General features: G+C 49.2%; 20 protein-coding genes. 7 read left to right on the top strand and 13 right to left on the bottom strand.

What is annotated here, in order from left to right:
* The first annotated feature begins 35 nt into the window (after positions 1-35).
* Together GM556_RS01120 and GM556_RS01115 are read left to right on the top strand one after the other, a co-directional pair.
* Positions 36-344: a hypothetical protein gene (locus tag GM556_RS01120; RefSeq protein WP_155578994.1), complete on the top strand. Its 309-nt coding sequence runs from the start codon at positions 36-38 to the stop codon at positions 342-344.
* A gap of 131 nt (positions 345-475) precedes the next feature.
* Complete coding sequence (locus GM556_RS01115) at positions 476-817, top strand: YnfA family protein (RefSeq protein WP_155572724.1); 342 nt, start codon at positions 476-478, stop codon at positions 815-817.
* A gap of 12 nt (positions 818-829) precedes the next feature.
* On the opposite strand, the gene GM556_RS01110 is transcribed toward GM556_RS01115, so the two are convergent.
* The 5 genes from GM556_RS01110 to GM556_RS01090 all read right to left on the bottom strand — a co-directional run bounded on the left by GM556_RS01110 (position 830) and on the right by GM556_RS01090 (position 3476).
* Positions 830-1447 (bottom strand): trimeric intracellular cation channel family protein, encoded by a 618-nt coding sequence (locus GM556_RS01110; RefSeq protein WP_266137216.1) that lies wholly within the window; start codon positions 1445-1447, stop codon positions 830-832.
* Positions 1448-1483: 36 nt separating this feature from the next.
* Positions 1484-1924: a hypothetical protein gene (locus GM556_RS01105; protein WP_155572723.1), complete on the bottom strand. Its 441-nt coding sequence runs from the start codon at positions 1922-1924 to the stop codon at positions 1484-1486.
* A gap of 63 nt (positions 1925-1987) precedes the next feature.
* Positions 1988-2374 (bottom strand): hypothetical protein, encoded by a 387-nt coding sequence (locus GM556_RS01100; RefSeq protein WP_155578993.1) that lies wholly within the window; start codon positions 2372-2374, stop codon positions 1988-1990.
* 22 nt (positions 2375-2396) lie between these two features.
* The gene (locus GM556_RS01095) at positions 2397-2855 is read right to left on the bottom strand and encodes a hypothetical protein (RefSeq protein ID WP_155572721.1); all 459 of its coding nucleotides are present in this window, start codon (positions 2853-2855) and stop codon (positions 2397-2399) included.
* Between the two features lie 108 nt (positions 2856-2963).
* Positions 2964-3476, bottom strand: coding sequence for a GNAT family N-acetyltransferase (locus tag GM556_RS01090; protein WP_155572720.1), 513 nt, complete (start codon positions 3474-3476; stop codon positions 2964-2966).
* A gap of 253 nt (positions 3477-3729) precedes the next feature.
* Between GM556_RS01090 and GM556_RS01085 the strand changes: the two genes are divergently transcribed.
* On the top strand, positions 3730-4029 hold the full coding sequence (locus tag GM556_RS01085) for a hypothetical protein (RefSeq protein ID WP_155578992.1): 300 nt from the start codon (positions 3730-3732) through the stop codon (positions 4027-4029).
* The gene (locus GM556_RS01080; protein ID WP_155578991.1) at positions 4026-5906 is read left to right on the top strand and encodes a PepSY domain-containing protein; all 1881 of its coding nucleotides are present in this window, start codon (positions 4026-4028) and stop codon (positions 5904-5906) included. Before GM556_RS01085 ends, GM556_RS01080 begins: the two co-directional genes overlap by 4 nt.
* Here GM556_RS01080 and GM556_RS01075 read toward each other — a convergent pair.
* Positions 5842-6969 (bottom strand): AI-2E family transporter, encoded by a 1128-nt coding sequence (locus GM556_RS01075; RefSeq protein WP_155578990.1) that lies wholly within the window; start codon positions 6967-6969, stop codon positions 5842-5844. The two genes, GM556_RS01080 and GM556_RS01075, sit on opposite strands and share 65 nt — an antisense overlap.
* A 178-nt stretch (positions 6970-7147) precedes the next feature.
* Here GM556_RS01075 and GM556_RS01070 point away from each other — a divergent pair, with 178 nt between their 5' ends.
* Entirely contained in the window at positions 7148-7312 is a 165-nt protein-coding gene (locus tag GM556_RS01070) for a hypothetical protein (protein WP_155572716.1), read from the top strand.
* 59 nt (positions 7313-7371) lie between these two features.
* Here the strand turns inward: GM556_RS01070 and GM556_RS01065 are convergent, their stop codons facing one another.
* The 6 genes from GM556_RS01065 to GM556_RS01040 all read right to left on the bottom strand — a co-directional run bounded on the left by GM556_RS01065 (position 7372) and on the right by GM556_RS01040 (position 15539).
* Positions 7372-9759, bottom strand: coding sequence for a mechanosensitive ion channel family protein (locus GM556_RS01065; protein WP_155572715.1), 2388 nt, complete (start codon positions 9757-9759; stop codon positions 7372-7374).
* 94 nt (positions 9760-9853) lie between these two features.
* Positions 9854-11005, bottom strand: coding sequence for a glycerate kinase (locus tag GM556_RS01060; protein WP_155578989.1), 1152 nt, complete (start codon positions 11003-11005; stop codon positions 9854-9856).
* A gap of 57 nt (positions 11006-11062) precedes the next feature.
* Entirely contained in the window at positions 11063-11809 is a 747-nt protein-coding gene (locus tag GM556_RS01055; RefSeq protein WP_230873231.1) for an epoxyqueuosine reductase QueH, read from the bottom strand.
* Between the two features lie 100 nt (positions 11810-11909).
* On the bottom strand, positions 11910-13085 hold the full coding sequence (nhaA, locus tag GM556_RS01050) for a Na+/H+ antiporter NhaA (RefSeq protein ID WP_230873230.1): 1176 nt from the start codon (positions 13083-13085) through the stop codon (positions 11910-11912).
* A 51-nt stretch (positions 13086-13136) separates the two neighbouring features.
* Entirely contained in the window at positions 13137-13982 is an 846-nt protein-coding gene (locus GM556_RS01045; protein WP_230873229.1) for a transporter, read from the bottom strand.
* 201 nt (positions 13983-14183) lie between these two features.
* Entirely contained in the window at positions 14184-15539 is a 1356-nt protein-coding gene (locus GM556_RS01040; RefSeq protein WP_155578987.1) for a cytosine permease, read from the bottom strand.
* A 183-nt stretch (positions 15540-15722) separates the two neighbouring features.
* Between GM556_RS01040 and GM556_RS01035 the strand changes: the two genes are divergently transcribed.
* Both GM556_RS01035 and GM556_RS01030 read left to right on the top strand, forming a co-directional pair.
* Positions 15723-17246: a carbohydrate porin gene (locus GM556_RS01035; protein ID WP_230873228.1), complete on the top strand. Its 1524-nt coding sequence runs from the start codon at positions 15723-15725 to the stop codon at positions 17244-17246.
* 123 nt (positions 17247-17369) lie between these two features.
* Positions 17370-18077, top strand: a complete 708-nt coding sequence (locus GM556_RS01030; protein ID WP_155578986.1) for a YfdX family protein — start codon at positions 17370-17372, stop codon at positions 18075-18077.
* 274 nt (positions 18078-18351) lie between these two features.
* Here GM556_RS01030 and GM556_RS01025 read toward each other — a convergent pair whose 3' ends face one another.
* Positions 18352-19977: an efflux transporter outer membrane subunit gene (locus GM556_RS01025; RefSeq protein ID WP_155578985.1), complete on the bottom strand. Its 1626-nt coding sequence runs from the start codon at positions 19975-19977 to the stop codon at positions 18352-18354.
* Between the last annotated feature and the right edge of the window lie 50 nt (positions 19978-20027).

Below are 20027 nucleotides of genomic sequence, written 5' to 3'. Positions count from 1 at the left end.
AACCATCACTCACTAGAATTGAACAGGAGCCTATCATGGCCGATACAAACCCCTCCCTCTCCGCCCTCATCGCCGCTGGTGAGAGCGTGTTCACCGCCATCACAGGTAAATCCTCCGCAAATGTTGACAAAGTCACAGCGGGAATCTCCTGCGTCGCAGACGGCTTGCTCCCGACTGTAGAAAGCAAAGTCCGCTTCGACCTCGGCAAGGTCATCGCAGGCGCAACCGCCATCCTCACCGGCACGGCCCTAGTGCTATCCGGGTTGAAAAAACGCCCAGAAGCCACGGCGTCCACCGTCTCCAACCCCACAACAGTGCCTAGCTCCAACAACGTCCCCCGCTAAATAGCTCCCACCTCCGCACTGGGCAAACACCGTAGCGTCCAGTGCGGGCTTCCACGTCCATGATAGCAATCTTTTTACAAAGAAGGTATCTACATAATAAACCTCCTCATCCTATTGGTTATGTCTCTTTTATGCCTCTCCTGTTCAGCTCTATATTGCTCTATAGCCTCACAGCCTGTGCTGAAATCGCTGGATGTTTTTCATTTTGGGCATGGATTAAACTTCATAAAAACCCCCTATGGCTCATTCCCGGCAGCCTCTCCTTGAGTCTCTTTGCTTTTCTACTAACATTGAGCCCTTCCGACCATGCTGGACGTGCTTACGCACTTTATGGCGGAATCTATATTGTTATAAGCCTAGTTTGGAGCTGGCTCATAGAGCATACAATACCCGACATATGGGATATCGCCGGTGCAAGCCTCTGTCTAAGCGGTGCTACTATTATCTTATGCGCCCCCCATAACCACACCTAGGCGCAATCTCCCCTAAGACCGATATGTAAAGCGAGGTAATGTCCAATTATATCGAATAGATAATAACCGAAATGTAATACCAAATATCATAGCTATAATAAGTTCAATATTTTTATTATCTATATAATGAGAGCATAACAAAAAGACAATAGCCGTACTTACCGACACCGTCCCATATAATTCAGAACGAAACAAAAGCGGGACATCGTTACATAATATATCCCGCAAAACACCCCCCATACATCCCGTAATCATACCAGATATAACTACACATATAAGCGACAAATGCCCTACTATTGCTATCTGACACCCAATTACTGTAAAAACAACCAATCCAATCGCATCGAGAAATAAAAATAACTTACGCAATTTATGCATATGTCGTGCAACAACAATAGTCGCTAAAGCTGCAAAACCTGTTATTAAAGAATAACTTGGATGCCGCACCCATGACAATGGATAATGATTTAGCAATACATCCCGAATAGACCCACCCCCTAAGGCCGTTACCCAGCCCAAAAGAAAAACGCCCACAAGGTCCATCTCTAATTTTCCAGCCAAAAGGGCAGCGGTCATAGCTTCGGCAATTATCGCGATGATATATAATATAGTGTACAGATCAAACGTCACGCTGCTGCCTTCATGCTACGTTTAGGTCTCTATATCTCAACGCGTAATCAAACGGCCATAATTTGCAAAAAGAACATGGGCATCATCTTCACCAAAAGGCATATTCTTCTTCACACATAGAAGAAACCGATTCATAAACCGCATAGATGCCAACGTATCATTGGCAGAATTACCATTAAACTGCACCATCAAACGGTTAAAATCAGCATCTACAGAATAATAACGCTCCGATGAGAAACGGTCACATAGCTCATGGAACTCCCTTTCCATGGAACTAACCATCTGTTTATAAAATTGATGCGATGCCTCAATCTCACAATAAAATGCCTCGTGCCGTGGGGTTACTTTAGGGTTCCCCTTCGGAAAAGGCGTCAAATCCTGTGAAAAAAGCTCATGTTTGGAGAGACGGCCAATCTTTTTACCAAGTTGGCGGACCTCATCCTCATAACCGAGCAAACTATATACTGAATCCGTCATAACACCCCTCCCGCAAACATATTATGCTGCCCATACCATAATTCGGTACTAACACGCATAAGATTATTCCCCCTTACGAGGATGATTTAATGCCCAACAACGCGATGTTACCACGGTTTGATCCGTCTCAACATTCGGCATCGTCAACGCACATATAGCATGAAGACGCGCCTCCATAGGGCCTTCTTTTCGCGCTAAAACCACTATCTCCTCTCCACCTGCTTCATGGGCGGATATAATCGTGTAATGCTGATCCAACAAAGCCTCTAACGATACATCAATAGGCTGAAAATAAGTTGGAATGGCCAAAGGACTATACGGAGCCTTCACACCCGATTCCGGGAATGAAAGTGCGCCCGCCACCGCGATACTCTCCATATAAAAAAAACTTATCGCCCCAACTACCAGCCCTTCCAAAAAGCCCGATCGCCCTTTTAGCCACATCCTCATCCAGCCACACCTTCCTTTGTCTTCAGAACCCTGCTGCAATGGCATGAATCTGCATCGTTCCCGTAAAATAACGGTTCGCTGGGAGGGGTGTTACGGCCTGACCGTCTTGCAGTTTCACCACCCCTTTTACGCGTGTAAAAATAGAGACCGTATGATTATTCGCTACACGGTTTAATGACGCCGAGACAGTATAACTCATCGTACCATTATCATACCCACCATGCGGGCCGGGACGTAAACGAACTTGCATCCGATATTGTCCCAAGCGGTAAGCATTATGCCCAATTTCAACCGTCTTCTGGACTTGCCCACGGCGGATATTCGGCCCTAGATTCGTTTTTAGCACATCGGTAGGGGCTTGGTCCTTCCCCACCACCAAAGTTGTTGGAGCCAGCTGCGCTTGCACCTCATAAACACGGTCCAAGCCTTCAGCCCATGCAGGCGTTGCAAGAGCCATACCCCCAACTAGTAAAGCCATCATGGACCATGCACGGCTCCATATTACCCCATCCCTCTTACAACCCAACATGGTGTTTCTCCTCATATTTTCATTCTGATACAAGAACAAAAAACTGCTATTATAGCAAGTTCATTTTGGCAAAGGACATCCCTCAAATGTGACTTGCATGAAGGTCAAATCCAACCACCGCCCGAACTTACACCCTACTTGAGGGCACTCCCCCACTTTTTGGAAGCCTAATTGCTCATGTAGGCGTAATGACCCTACATTCCCCGATTCAATACCCGCAATCATAACGTGATACCCTCGCTCACGCGCAGCCTCCATCAAAGCGTGCATAAGAGCCTTCCCGACCCCCTTACGTTGTGCAGCTTTATGCACATAGACGGAATGTTCTACCGTATATTTATAGCCATCCCACGCACGCCACGGCCCAAAAGTGGCATAACCATTCACCACGCCATCATCATCCACACTCACCAAGACTGGCAAATCCGCTTCATCATGAGCCTTTAACCATGCTGCCCTATTCGCTACATCCACAACGCGATCGTTCCATATCGCTGTCGTTGTCCTCACAGCGTGATTATAAATCTCCGTAATAATGGGAAGATCATCCTCTATGGCGTGACGAATATCCATTATGCCCTCCACTCCCCTCTAAAACTGTCTCAGTTTATGCTGCTTTTACCTATGAGGGTAGAACATATCTTATGACCTCTCATAGAAACTTGATAAATCCCTTCGCACCCTCACAAGAAGGATATGATTATCAGAACAATTTATATCCTGCATTAATAATACAGGTTTGACGCCTTGCACTGATTCCCCATAAAATCCCCTCACAAATAACCATGGTCTTGCATAACAAAGACATAATACGGGGAGAAAGAGAGTGCCATTCATTGATACGACTTTCAGCCTCTTTGCAGGTGGCTTAGGTCTCGGCAGTTTCTCCGCTATTCTATTATGGCTTCAACTCCCCGGTCAGACGCCTCAAATATCTTACCTCAACCCCACGTTAGCCAAGGGTTTGCTGGGCGTAACGGCCCTGCTTGCATGGAACCTTTGGGCCTATATTTTCGGCCCGATTGGTGCATTCTTCTGCCTCGGTGGCCTGACTATGGCCCTCTTATGCCTACTCCCCATTTGCTGGGCTATTCTTGACACCTATCGCTCATCGCTCTCCTCATGACGACGCCTAACACTCCTTTATGGCGGCGTATCACCATCGGGATAGCATGTTGCACCTTCATCATAGGAGGGAGCATCCCTATAGCAACATGGTTGAACATCCCTCATCATTATGGTGTCACTGGTAGCTCCCTATTTCTCCTCAGCAGCTGCTTTATCGCCCTTATGGGCCTTACAGCCCTCATTGGCACTGGGGTAGGGCGTAATATCCATCGTATCGCGCGCCGTTATCAAACACTCCATGGATGGATTGGCATTACCACAGGCAGCCTCTTAGCAATGGGGTTCCTTGCTGGAGCTCTTACATTATTTGCAGCCCCATTACAGCAATGGAGCATAGCCCGCCTACCTCCTCCCTCACCTCTTGAAACATCTCTCTTACCTCTTGATAAGACGACATTAGATACATTAGGGGTGCACACCCCCTTACAATATCGCATCACATTAACCAGCCCTACCACAGCGCAGCTAAGCCTCCCCCTTGCACCAGAACTCCCCTTAGCTTTACCAGCTGCTCAGATTCTTATACATCAAACCTCCCCTCACACTTCCTCCCTTTATTATCTTGCCCCTACACCAGCCCCTAGCTTTATTGGTGGGTTACATCGCCGCATGGGGCTCCCGCTACCAGAGCCTTGGGCGATGCCCATTATAGGGATTATATGCCTCTTTTATGGGCTGGCACTGCTATCAGGCGTCATTTTACTACTACCCGGCATGTGGCGTAACCTTATGACCGTACGCTTACACGGGCGCGCAAGACGGCGTTGGCTGGACTTACATAGCTTACTCGGCCTTTGCTCCATGCCATTTCACCTCATCATCGCTTTGACAACGGCCCTCTTTGCCTTCTTCCCACTCTTTTGCAGTATCTCTGACACTCATATCGTTTCGGAATCAAAACAAAATACCCACTCCCTCATCTCACCGGAGAGCGTTCTAACGCAGCTCCATACTCTTGCCCCTCACTTTCAACCTTACCGCTTAGACTATATTCTCTCCCCTATCACCGCCGATACATTAGCTGCACGTGTCATGCTCCATGCCCCGCTCTATAGCCCTAACCCTCTCTCATCTAAGCCTCTACAAACTTATCCTTCCTTATTTGTACAGGGTATAGATACTTACAACCCAATGATTGGTCGGGATCGTGCCTCCATCACACTGAACCCTTATACGGGGAGCGTTTTGGAGGAGACGAACTTATCCTCCCACCAAAGCCTTGCACGACGTTTGCTCACATGGTGCCTTGCTTTACATTTTGGAAGTTTCGGGGGCGAGTTTGTTCGATGGCTCTATATTATATTAGCTCTCTGCGGTGTGGGGTTCTTCCATACGGCCAATCAGCTATGGCTTAATACACATCGCAAAACCATAAAGAAAAAAAGCAGCCGACTTGAATCATCAATGACATTATGGCTTGACCGCATAACAGAGGGAAGCCTCATGGGGTGTTTACTTGGCTTATGTGGGGTTATCGCCCTTAGCCCCCTGACCACTCACCTCATCCCCCTTGGGAATATTACAAAAATGGCCAGCTTACCCTCTATAGCCCAAACATCTATGATGCGGCTTTATCAGCATATCACACTATTTTATTATACTTGTTTTGCTCTAAGTATTCTAAGTTGTGCTACTTTCCCACGCTATATCTACCGCGTTCTTATACTCATCTTATCAGCTAGCTTCCTGACCACAGCCCTTACCATCGTAACGCTACGCCACACGGCCATGCAAAACACAGCAACATGCAGTCTAACGCTAGCCCTCGCCCTAGCGACCATAAGCCTCTGGGCGAGTGCAGGCTTTATCCTTACAAAGAGGATGTCTTTTCTGCCTCATCTTTCGGTGAAAGACCCACCCACTCCTGAAGCATAAATTCAACAAGATAAAGCAGGGTCGGACCAACAAAGACACCAGCAAAGCCTAATGTAGCAATACCACCAAAGGCCCCAAACATAATAGTGATGACCGAAATCCTCACATAACGACGAATGACCAAAGCTTGTAAAAAATTGTCATTCGCTACGGCAATCAACGCAAAGACCAATAAAATCAGCGCGTGAGACAAAGGAGCTGTAAAATAAAGCCAAATCGTACTAGCAAATAATACCCACGCACCACCAAATTGTAAGACGCATGATATAAACATCACCGCCGCAATAACGCTACCCATCGGCATACCAGCCAGCATAAGGCCAAGCCAACCAAAAAGAGATTCCACAATGGCGGTTAAGGTTACCCCTAACGCAACACCACGCATTGTGATTTCTGCACGTTTTAGAAAATGACGACCCGCCTCTCCTGCCAAGCGCACGCTGATACGCTCTAGCACATCAATCAACTTTTCTGCATGGAGGAGGATAATCACCATAGCGATCAATGTCAGGCCAAACTCCACCAAAAGAGACCCAAAACTTCCCGCCGAAGAAAGGACCATGCTTATCAGCGTCTCAGGAGGAGGGATAATCTGCTTCAGCAAACTTGGCAGACTATTTTCACGCAGATGGTCCCACAGAGGTACAATATGACTTCCCAGATGCGGGATATGGCCCACCCACGCGGGAACCGCTGGTAACTGCCATGACGGTAATATAGAAATTAAGTGCGAAACATCCTTAACATGTTGCGCAAAAATGAGAGCGATTAGCGCAACGGGCATAAAAAAGACAATCAAGGCGGCTAAGGCTGTGCAAAATACAGCGGCAACACGACTACCAAATAACAGCTTGTGCAATTTTAGCACAAAAGGCCAGAACGTCACCGAGATAGTAATGGCCCCTAATATGGGCAGTAAGAAAGGCTTGAGCACCCATAAAGCCGCCAACAGCAACGTCCCCACCGCAAGGGCCGTCAAAACGGGCTTCAGCTGCCCCTCTGCTTGCTGACCTTGGAAGTTGGCCTCTGGCTGCGTAAAAAAAGACTTTAACCGCGTTATCATACCCTGTCCTTAACCGTGTGCTCCATTATACCATCCCACTATTTCTTTACCAGAGCTTTACTTTTCTTCTTAACAAAGCGTGACCTAGCGTTATAAAACCTGCTAAATGCTCCCAGGGCAGCCAACAGTGCTGTGTGGTTGCTATCATCGCCAGTTTATATGGAAGGAACAAACCGTTATGGCACAAAACGATGTAAACCCCGTTCGTAACATGACACGCGAAGACCTCATCTTTGCTCTTGTACAAGATGTTGTACGGATTGAGGGACCTAACACACAAATCGACCGAGCTTACCTAACAAAGCTCGTTTCCGAAATTGCACGCTCTGTTGACGGCAAATAAGCCTAGAACGGCTCTATAAAGCCGGGGCCCTTTTATAAGGCTCCGGCTTTTATAAGCTTTTACGAAGGCAGAATAAGAGAAATACCCTCACTGTTAAAGCGGTTCATCAAAGCCCCCATCACCGCTGTCGTTACCGCGTCACTACTCGTACCGCGAGCTATATAAACAGACAGTGTAGCTCCGATTGTCTCCCCTGCACTAGGATCAAGCAACGTTTGCGGGGCAGGGTCACGCAGAATGTTCGGTTGCTCATTAGCCACCTGCATGAAAATCTCCTGTATTTTATCCAGACTAACATTAGACGGCACAGCAACAACGAGCTTCACCTTCACAGGGTTTTGCCCAGCACTCCAATTTTGCACGTTGGAGGTAATAAATTGAGAGTTCGGCATAATCACTGTGGTCCCATCGCTCAGGCGGATATCCGTTGCCCGAACATTCACACGCTGAATAACACCTGTAGTCCCACTAATGCTAATTTTATCGCCCGCTTGTGCAGGCCGCTCAGCTAGCAAAATCAACCCAGAGATAAAGTCCTTCACGATGGATTGTAGGCCAAAACCCACACCGACCGATAACGCACTCACCACCCATGTTAGATTCTGAACAGAAATCCCCATCATGGATAACAACTTCAACCCTGCCACAATCCATAATGTATATGTCATGATGCTTAGAATAGATGTCCGCGCACCATTATCTAATGACGTTACGGGAAACAGGCGATTATTTAACCATTGTTGGAGAAACTTAATGCCATAAAATACGCCTATTATCAGCAGGGCGGCATTTACCAACATCCGTGGTGAAAAAGAAATCCCAAAAAAGATGTCTCCCGCAAAAATCTGTTGCAAACCGTCCCATGCACCACCAAAAGAGGCCCCATTTCTCCCCTGCAATAAGGCTACAAAAACCATCACCAACCCCAGACCAACAAGGGCCGTGCTGATAACCTCCACCTGTGCAAGACGGCGTGCGCTTAGGCCAAGCTCATTCCAAATACGCCCTAAATGACTTTGAGCCGAAAACACAAATTGCGCACAATCCCGCCATGCCTGCATGAGCAACATAACAATACCAGCAGCATAAAGCAGGGTCAGCACCCAGTCATTCAACAAAAAGGCAAAAGGAATATAACCACTTAATACAGCTAGGCCCGTTACTAATAGTAACAATGCTGAAACACCATGAAGCGGCAAATATTGGATTAACATTGCACCAATATCCTGAGCCATTCCCCCACCTAGCTCACTTATATCCTCACCGGCATGTTGCTGACGATTTTTCTCCACACGGCAAGGCACATAAAGAAAAATCGCTGATGAAAGAGCCAAAACGCCGCCCAATATGGCATCCAACCCCGGCCCAAGGCTTTTATTCAGCTCGGCTGTTCGTAACGCCCCACAAAAGAGAACCCCTGTGCCTAATAATAAGCTGCAAAGAGGGCAAATCTTCCCGCGGAGTGAGCGTTTTAACGAAACGCCAGCTCCCATCACAAACCCAAACACCGGTAAAGATCGTGTTAAATACTGCCCCGATAAAAGAGGCATCCCATCCTCACTAAACGCAATGAACCCCCACCCTTGCCAAAGAAGCTCCGCCAAAAAGGCGCATAAAATACCGAGCACCACACTCCCTACGGCGCGTTGCGTGCGAATAGCAGCAACCCACCGCATCCGGGCCAATGTGGTATTCAGCATTTTACCTGTTAACCAGCGCACAGCCTCTGCAAAAACAGAAACAAGCCCTATAACCCCTAAAGCCCCAAGGACGATATTTAACTCATCCCGCGTAAGACCTTTAAAGGCGGCGTACCCCTCGGCCCCGATTGTTTGCCAAAAACCTAGACTTAATGGTGTTTCCACATGACGAACGAGCGCACCTTGCTGCACACGGCGGCGCAAACCATCTAGCTGGCCTTCCAACTGGCGCGTCTGCAAATCACACACTCGCATCCGCACTTGCAAAGACGCAATGCCTAATGATGTCTTCCGTGCTGCCCCGCGCTGACGCGTAATCGTTGCATCCTCACCATCTTCAGCCTTGGTGCCGAGCACCTGCAACAAAGATGTGATAGAACCCTCATAAAATTGAATCTGGGCTAAGCCATCCGTAACATGTTGCCGCACAACCTTAACTTGCGCGCTATAAGCATCCAGAGCATTCCCACTAAGAGGGGTTTTTGCACGAGACAACTCCTCCCCAATGCTCCGCAATGTTGCTTGGTCTTGCTCTAGCTGGAGCCGCAAAGCACTTGCAACATTATTCCACCCAAAATCTCCTTCAGGTGTACCAATAACTAAAGGCGAGGCGGTATTGGCAACGGCTTTATCGGCGTCCGCTGCCCCAATGGAGGAAGCTGCCTGTGCAGGAACAACCAGCACAAGAATAAGCCCACATAACGCCCATAACCGAGCTATAACAAGCGGGAGGGGAGAACGATTCATAAAATCACTTGCCACTAATACGCTGCGCTGCACAGCTTCTGACTATAAAGTTAACCTAGCAGGCTCTTTTACAAGAGTGAAGCGTTCAGACGTTCTATGAACATCTCTTCATCATCTGCCCCATCTTCAATATGATGGCTACATTCTCAGCAACCCGGCGGAGGGAAGATGGAGCTTCCTCCAACACCGTTGTTAAATCTGCTGGATGCGAGACCGTATCAAAAACGGCATCAATACCGACCTGATGGACAAGCTCTACATCCTTCCCAGTAGAGCCAACAATGGCAATCACCGGCTTGCCAAAGCGTTTTGCAATCTGCGCAACCCCCATAGGGGCCTTCCCATGGACTGTCTGCCCGTCCATTCGCCCCTCACCAGTGATGATGAGGTCCATCTCTGCAAAATGCTCGGCTAAATGCAGCTGCTCAGCAATAATCTCCACACCCGGCCGTAAGGTTACGTGTGTAAAAGCCAACAGCCCACCACCAAGGCCACCTGCTGCCCCCGCCCCAGATATATGAGCGATATTACGTCCAGATTGAGATGCTAAGAGCGTTACATAATGTGTTAGGGCAGCCTCTAACTGTGCTACATCCTGTGGGGAGGCCCCTTTTTGTGGACCAAATATCGCCGAAGCCCCCTGCGGGCCTGTGAGAGGATTTGTAACGTCACAGGCTCCCTCCAGCGTGACATACGCTAATCGAGCATCCAAGCCAGAAGCATCTATCTGTGCGAGATGAGCCAAGGCAGCACCACCGGGAGGCAAATCACGCCCTCGCTCGTCTAACAATCTTACCCCCAGAGCCTGAGCAAACCCAGCCCCACCATCATTTGTAGCACTACCGCCTAACCCAATGATGATATGCTGGCAGCCATGATCCAACGCAGCACGCACCAACTCTCCCACGCCATAGGTTGTTGTCTGTAATGGTGCATACTCATCCGGTTTTAATAAAGGGAGGCCCGCCGCGGCGGCCATTTCGATCACGGCGGTGCGCCCATCCCCGCTCACGCCCCAAAAAGCAGAGACAGGCTTGCCCAATGGCCCTGTCACGCTGCATGCCATTATCTGCCCACCCGTCCCCTGGGCAAAAGCCTCCACTGTGCCTTCTCCACCATCTGCCATAGGGAGGCAAAGGTAATCAGCATGAGGGAAAATACGCGAAAATCCTGCTTTAATCTCCCGCGCGACCTCTAAGGTGGAAAGACTACCCTTAAAGGAATCACATACAATCGCAATCTTCATGCCAGCTCATCCCTTCAACCACATGCGCGGGATTATGAAACGTAAACGATGCGGCCCTTAATCATCCTCACCATAAAACTCCTCTCCCAAAACAATCGCCGGGCGACCTTTTGAGCGGCGGAAATTATTTGTATCCCGCAAAGAATAAGCACATCCACAATATTCTTGTTTATAAAAACGCTCGCGCTTGCTAATCTCAATCATCCGAGCAGAGCCGCCGCCTTTACGCCAATTAAAATCCCAATATTCTAACCCTTCATAGGGAGCTACAGCGCGCGCACCGCACTCATTAATCTGGGTCATATTCTTCCAACGAGAAATACCAAGGGAACTGGTCATAACGGGGAAGCCATGCTCATGCGCGTACAGTGCTGTACGCTCAAAGCGCATATCAAAACACATCGTACAGCGTATGCCTCGTTCTGGCTCCCACTCCATCCCTTTTGCACGCTCGAACCAATTATCTTTATCATAATCAGCATCAATAAACGGAATATTATGGGCATCTGCGAAGCGGATATTCTCATCTTTGCGTAAAAGATATTCCCGCTCTGGATGAATATTCGGATTATAAAAGAAGATGGTATAATCAATCCCGGATTCCGTCATGGCTTCCATCACTTCGCCAGAACACGGCGCACAGCAAGAATGTAGCAAGACCTTTTTTTGCCCACCGGGGGGCTGAAGTTGCTGACGGCCTGATGGTAATAGCTGAGGCCCCTTCCGGCGATTACGCCGCGCCGCATAGCCGCGTTTGGCCTCTGCTTCCTCCACCATTATGCTCTCCACTTCATTATCACTCATATGCTTTGCCATACTAAAGAATGGACCATGCTGTCGAGCAGCACTCTATGCTCCATGGTTTATTTTTTAGTCATCTCGTTACGATATGAAAACAAATCTCTTACTCAGAGACCGTAACGCCTGCTCGCAGCCATACCCAGCCCATCAAGGCCGCCATGAGAGAGCCGCTCAGAATACCAAGCTTTGCGGATAAGAGTAAATTAGACCCAGCAAATGAAAGGGAGGCCATAAAAAGACTAACGGTGAAGCCAATACCGCACAGCATAGATAAACCAAACACCATATACCATGATGTCTGGCGGGGCAGAGGGCTCAACCGGCAACGCACAGCTAGCCATGTTGCACTGAAAATGCCCGTTGTCTTACCCATAACCAACCCGACCGCTACAGCACAAACCAAACGTACATTCACCGCATGGAGAGGAAGGGTCAGTAACGGTATCCCCATAATCACAAAGCCAAATATAGGCAGAATCACCCATCTCACCCATGGTGTGACGTAATGCTCCATACGCTCTACAGGCGAGGGAAGCGTCTTCACTCGTGCAGGGAGGCACAAGCCTACAACAACGCCCGCTATGGTAGGATGCACCCCTGAGACCAACAAACATCCCCACAACAAACATCCCGCCACGCTATACGGCCAAAGAGCACGAATCCCACGCCTCCCCCAATAGACCAAGCATCCCACCAATACCGCACTAACGACTAAGGGCCCGCACCTTAACGTACCGCCATAAAATAATGCGATGATCAGAATCCCTAAAACATCATCAAAAATAGCAAGGGCCATGAGCCAAACACGCCCTCCTTCGGAAACATATCGTCCCAATGCCAATAAAATCGGCACCGTAAAAGCGGCATCCGTTGCTATCGGGATGGCCCAACCTGCCTGCAAAGCAGGCTCTGACGCGGCAATCACTCTGTATAAAAGAGCAGGCACAACGACCCCACCGAGTGCGGAGACACATGGTAATAAGCACTGACGTAATTGCGATAAATGCCCGCTAACAAGCTCCTTTTTAAGCTCTAAAGTGATAAGCAGAAAAAATAATGTCATCGGGCCAAGCGTGATGGCTTCAATAACGCTAGGTAATGTGAGGGACCATGTGCGCCCGTTCCATCCGGTAATGTGCACATCCCCCATAGGGTGAGCCAATAATGCGTAGTTAGCCTGCCAAGGCGAGTTCGCCGCTATGAGACCTGCAATTGCCATAAAAAGCAAAAGGGATGGGCCGGCTATATCGGCTGTTCGCCACCATGCTTTTTGCATCATGCACATATACTTAACATTACGACATGAACCCTACCTACGCCCCTTATCAGGTTAATAATGAGAGAATATTGCCCCTTGGAATAAATAAGCTAACTTTAGATAATAAGCATTTGTCTCCGCTATATTACGCCCTTCTACTGAATGGGAATAACGGGCTGTTATATTCCACGCGCTATTAATATTCCACATCAGCCCAACACCCAAAGCGACTTCACGGCTGCTTGTATTGGCTACATAATGCCGTAATGTATTATCGCGCAAGCCGGCATTATTCTGCCAATCCAACCCAAAGAATGGCTCCCAATGTGGGGAGGCCTTCCAGCTAAAGCGCAAATTGCTATGGAAGGCCGTTCCCGGATGATAGGAATGTTGGCCTTTATTATGCAACGTAGACGCCACAACCGCCCCTAAATCACCATCAAAGCCGAAATGCTTCCATTCATAATCGAACATAAAGCTTGAAAGATTGGACCAATAATTAGGGTTGAGGCGGTCCCGTGTCGCACTTGGGGTTTGCATAAAGGTCTGTATCCCGAAGGTGCTATGAGCGTTCGGCTTAAACCACACGGCAGGGCCGCTAATAGTTGGGCCTAACCCACCAAAATTAGTCCCATTGGCAAGCTGATAACTCTCTGTCTGAATCACCTCATAAGCAAAGCCAATTTTAGGAATGGATTTAAACGTCCAGAAATGAACATATTTGCTCATCCCTGACCATGTATGAGCCCCTTGGCCGGAATGACGCGCCCCTTGGCCATCATAATGGAAGGTGGCCGCATTACCGTCCCCATACTGCACAAAGACATTAAACGGCTTAAAATCAACCGGTAGATCATATTCATGCGGGCCAATAACAGCAAATGTTATATCCGCAGCTTTCGCGCAAGACACCCGCATAATGGTTGATAGAAGGATGACCCCCCATACAACACTAAGCCACGGACGTGATATTCTCCCACACAGCACGCGGCTCCCCCTCATAAAGCGATACTCCGCTCACAGCGTCTCTCACTCTATAAAAGAAGTATCGCCCCCTTAACAAGATAGGCTAATCATAAATATAAATGTACCTTATCAGTCCTTATTAGCCTCTCAGATTTAGGCCTTGCGCTGAAGGTGACGTACAAACCTATAATAGGCCCCGCCTGTTACAATCAAACTAACAATCCAAGAGATATCCACGCCATGAAGCAAAGGCACTAGAGGACCCGTGTAAGGGCCTGTCTTCATAAAGGGAAGCTCAACAAAGACACCTAATACATAAACCGCCACGGCAAGACCATTAAACCGCCCGTAAGGCCCGCCATCAGCGGCAAAAAACGCGGCAACATCATATTGACCATCGCGCAATATATAGTAATCGCATAGATTAATCGACGTCCACGGTACGAGAACAGCCATAAGAATATCCAGAAAGGACGTATAGGCCTTTAGGAAATCCCCCATCATGCCGAGGCTCATTATCAGCGCGATGGCGAGCAAGAGAAAGGTCATCAATAACCGTCCCCCTAAACCAGAACGCCAAGCAGGGCGGAAGGTTTGCACAAGGGTTAGGCTGCATAATGCGCCGCAATACACACTCATCGCATTAGCAAGAGGGATGGCCAAAGCCAACACCAACAATACAAGATTACCCACCCGTCCACCAGCATGGGCCAAAGCCCCAGCAAGAGGAAGTGAGGGATAGCTTAAAGAAAGCAAACTCCCCAAGACCATAGGCAAAACAGCCCCGATAACAGTCCCCCCATAGGTTGCCCAAAATGCCCGCCGACCAGAACTTGCCTCATCCGGTAAATAACGTGATGAATCAGAGACATAAGGCGCGTAAGCTATCTGCCACAATGCTGAGACTGAAAAAGCCCCAAAAAAGCCCGCTAAGGAGCCATGCGTATCCGCCAGCAAACTACGCGAGAAACCACCAAGCCCGCAGCCAATCGCATATACAACCGCAATGATAGAGACCCAGCTCGCAAAACGAGAACATATGTGAATCGCACGATAGCCCATCACGCAAGGGACAAGCGTTAAGATAGCGACCAACCACACCCCTTTGCTCCCGCTAAAAACTGGAAGAACATGTGCTAGGGCTCCCCCCCCAACCACGCAGTTAGACGCCGCAAAACCAATATACATCAACACAACGAGCAAAATGATCGGCACTGACCCGTAAATGCCGAACTGCCCGCGACTTTGCACCATTTGAGGAACGCCAAGCCTAGGGCCTTGGGCTGCGTGGAGGGCCATAAAGATAGCCCCCACCATGTTGCCTAACAGCAACGCTAAAACAGACCATAAAAATGAAAGCCCAAAAACGGCTGGACCTAAAGCCCCTGTAACGACCGTTAGCAGCGTCATATTCGCGCTAAACCATACAGAAAAGAGGTCTGCCACCCGCCCATAACGGTGCGTGTGGGGGATGGGGTGAATCGTGTGGGTTTCCAAATGGGTCGTCATAGCTCACTTCTCCCACACTACTCATAATTTTGCCAGCTCTCTGCTGGCTAGATTTTCATAATTATGTCGCCATAACAAACAGATAAGCTTTGATCTTCCTGTTAAAATTCTTTAGCTCTTCAGAGAGCGTTTTATGTTAGTCATCAATGCCTAAACAGCGTCTTTACAATACCGGGAGCCTTCATGACGATGTATCCTTTACGCCTTAATGGCATGAAGCCCTCTCGCCCCTCACGCTCATATATCAAGCTTATAAAGCATATTGCATTATCTACTCTATGGGTAGGGTGTGCATGGCTCGCTGTCCCTTCTGCCAAGGCACAGGTTTTAGATGAGATTATCGGCAATGAGCCAATGCTCCGCGTGGATACGCCCTTGCCTGCCCGTGCTGACTATACAACCTCCGTCCCACCTTTTGCCCGGCCTGAAGCTTTGTTCCCGCGCGGGTTTGGCATGACTGACTGGCTCCGCAAACGGGGAATCGCCTTCCTCCTTGATAATACGAACGAATTTGCCGGGGCTATTACCCCCCCTACGAAGTCCTACCCCAACTCCCAGCATTTTGCCCGTTATAAGCAAGGGGCAAGTAATGCTGGGCAATATGCGGCCTCTGTTAATGTCAACTGGGAGCAGCTCATCGGCTTACGCGGCTTCTCCACCCATAGCATTATTGTAGGGCGGTACGGAACAACGGCAAACCGTATGTTCGGTGATTGGCTTAACCACGCCTCGGAAGATTATGGCGGGGGTGGTAACGTAGTAGTCCATCTCGTCATGGCCTATGGGGAGGAAACCCTGTTCGGGGGACGTCTCTCCATCGCGGCAGGGCGTATGTCTGAGATGTCAGACTTCCAGAACAGCCCGCTCTTTTGTAACTTCCAAAATGGTAGTATTTGCGGCCGTCCTAAAGCAGCAACAGATAGCAGCTTTACCAGTGGCTACCCCGCCGCTGTATGGGGGGGGCGTATACGCGGCCGTCCGTCCCGCTTCCTCTATATGGAGCTTGGCCTCTATGCGGGGGAGAATGGGATTTATAAAAACGAGCAGCACCGTACGGGCTTTAAGTTTAATGGCGGGAATATCAATGGATTCCGCCTGCCTTATGAGATGGGATGGGAGCCCATCTTCGGCAAAAATCATCCCGGCCATTATAAAATTGGTGGCGTCTTAATGACGGCCCCTAATCCTGATAATTATTATGATGTTAATGGTCAACCTTATGCCTTAACCCATCGCAGAGCAGATCTCCACCACGATGGTTATGGAGCTTGGTTTATGGCTGACCAGCATCTCCTGAACCATTATAAAGACAGCAAGCGCGGTATTACAGCACTTTGGGGCTTCCTCTATAACGATAAACGCATCGCCCTGCGTGAATGGGAGGCCTATGGAGGGGTCATCGATCGCGGGCTTATCCGCTCCCGCCCCTTTGATACGCTTGGCATCTCTTTTACTTATGAGAAAATTGCTCCCGGTGTACAAGCAACCGAAACAATGATGCTAGATAATGCACAATATAACCGTCTCCCTAATCATGCCACAGGTGTGCAACGTCATGCAGCGGTTTTAGAGGTCAACTACGCTATCCATGTTTATCGCGGCGTTATCTTCCAGCCTTTGATGGAATATTTCTTTCGCCCCAATGGGCAGGGTAATTTACGCGATGCCGCTTTGCTTGGTTTTAAAAGCCATGTTGAAATCTTTTAAAGCACAGCAAAAAACAACATAGCAGCTTCCCGGTTCCTTCCCTTGCACCTTTATAAGGCTTAGGCTCTCATGAGAGTGGTGATAAGGGGGGCTCCCCGACTATCTAATAGAAAGGATAATCACATGCAGTTTACCACGCTATCACGGGGTTTGACCCTCTCCGCTTTAGGACTAAGCCTTCTGGCTGGGTCTGCTTTTGCCGCTGATGCAACAGCAGCACAGGACCATAAAAGCCTGCACAAAGAGCATGCTGAGGAACGCAAAGAGCATCGCGCTTTCCATCATCTCTCCGACCACGGGCAGAAGGCGATGGTGGAGATTGTGGATGCTCAGCATCTGCTCGCCGCAGGTCAAGATGAGAAGGCTATCCCTGCCCTCAACGCAGCCCTCTCCCATTTGGATTTAGCCGCTAAAGCGCGTGAGCAATTCACCGCAGCAGAGGCAGACTTGCACCCAGCCCCGCAGCATCCACTCCCCAAAAACCACACAGTGGCAGGCCCGACGGATTGGATTCCGGTTGGGGGTGAGGTCATCGCTACAACAGAGCTAGAGCCAGCCAAGAAAAGTGCCATTGCTACGGCAAATGCTCAGCTTAAAGCTGGCCAGACCGACCAAGCCGCCCAAACGCTACAAATTGTTGGGCAGGATATTGACTTTGTCATCGCCCTGGCACCGCTCTCCCAGCTTCAAGGTTATGTCAATCGCGCGCTTATTTTTGCCCAAGGCCATCACCCTGAAGCGGCAGCTGTGGCTTTAAATGATGCGATTGATAGCCTTGTCTTCGTCTCCGAGACTGTGGTGACAGAAGCAACAACAGCCACTCAGAAGTAAAACGCTCTTTCCTCTATGGGGATACTCCATCCCTATGAGTTCTTTACTAAAAAACCGGCACTCTCGTCGTGCCGGTTTTTTTTATAGTCCCCTAAATCATCCCCATAAGGCATATCCATACTACCCTCATTTGGGGATAATCCTACTCATTTCTTAACAAGAAGGGCAGTTTTCTGCGCCGTAGGCCTGTGGAAAACCTTGTGCACAAACTTACTGCCCTTGACAACGAGTCTCCTTTGCAAAACTAAGGAGTCGCTCTCTCTATAACCCGCCATCAGGGCTGTGATGATGATGCTTTTTCCTTTTCTGCATCAGGCAACACATCAGACCAACCACCCCCCAGAGCGTTATAAAGACGTGCAAGGTCTGTTGCGAAGGCAACATCACTACCTGCGAGGTCGAGTTGAGCATTTTGCAACCGTTCTTGAGCCTCCAAAACAGCAAGATAAGTAGCAAGACCAGCTTTATATTGGCTGGTTGCCAAAGCAAGCGCGCGCTGTTGGTCCTCTACAGTGCGGGAGAGGCCCTCACGACGGACTTGTTCATCATGATAAGCTTGTAACGCGTTATCGACCTCATTCCACGCTTGTAAGACTGTTTGGCGATATTCCACAGCGGCAGCGCGTTGGGCGGCCTTTTTCAACTTCAACTGCCCATAAAGCCGTCCACCTTGGAAGATAGGCAGAGAAATACTCGGCCCGACATTCCAAGCCCGTGCATTCCAAAAACCAAGGTCACGAAACGATAAGGTCTGGAAACCAAAATCCGCCGTGACCGTCACTTTAGGGTAGAAATCCGCTGTAGCTTCACCAACCTCTGCCACAGCTTCACGCAGATGGTCCTCTGCTTCACGAATATCGGGGCGACGATGGGCGAGTTCTGACGGCAAGCCAGCGGGCACAAAAGGCGGCACAGTCGGCACGGTTGCTGTACGGCCTAGCTCCTCATTCAAGCTCTGAGGGGGTTGGCCAAGCAGTAAGGCGATGGCATTTTGTTCCCGCGCGACAGTCTCATCCAAATTAGCCTGCTGGGCTTCTACACCATGCAGACGCGCTTTAAGACTATCGACATCAAGCTCGGTCACCAAACCACTCTTATAGCGGCTTTGCGCTAACGAGAGCAGATTTTGCACGGTTGCATGACTATTTGCTAAAATGCGCTGGCGTGTTTGGTCCCCGCGTAGCTCCAGATAATCACGCGCCATATCGGCTTGGCGGGCAATAAGGATGCTACGCCTTTCCTCCTCGCTCATCTTCATCAAATATTTTGCCGCGCGATATTGATACGCCACCCGACCCCAGAGGTCGATTTCGTAAGTCGCGTCAATTTTATCCTGCCATTGATTCAGCAAAGGAACAGAGGCTTCCTGCGAGGCTTGAAGAAAATTCGCCTCTTGTGAGGGAAGATCAGGAACACCTTTACCAACGCGTTTAAAAATCTCCTGTAATTGCTTAGAGCTATGCTGCGAACGAACATACGTCCCCGTTGCGGAGAGATTGGGGAAGCGTTCTGCCCCGGCAATCAGCATTTGTGCGCGGCTTTGGGCTAGATTTTCCGTCGCTAAGAGAAAGGATAAGTTCTGGGTGGCTACACGCTCTTCCAAAGAGGTGAGCTCTTGGTCATGGAAGGAGGTCCACCATTTATCGGCCATCGGCAATTCTGTCACGATGGAGGACGGCGAGGCTTTTGCCTGTGTTTTATCCTCTGGGGCGGCATTAGCCCCGTGCGGGCCCGCTTGCGTGCTTTTCGGCGAGGGCTGATTCTTCCCATTATGGAGGTCATAATGCGGTGGGGCCCAATCCTTGGGTTGATGATATTTTGGCCCGACCATTAAGCAACCCGCTAAACCAAGCGAGGCAACCCCACATAATAAATGCCGGCTAAACTGCGATAGAAACATGACCCCACCTTTAGGACGGACGGAACGAAGGGAATGAGCGTCTTTCACAG

Source organism: Bombella sp. ESL0378 (genome assembly GCF_009725845.1).
GTDB classification, from domain to species: Bacteria; Pseudomonadota; Alphaproteobacteria; order Acetobacterales; family Acetobacteraceae; genus Bombella; species Bombella pollinis.
This window is presented reverse-complemented; position numbering and strand designations above follow the sequence as displayed.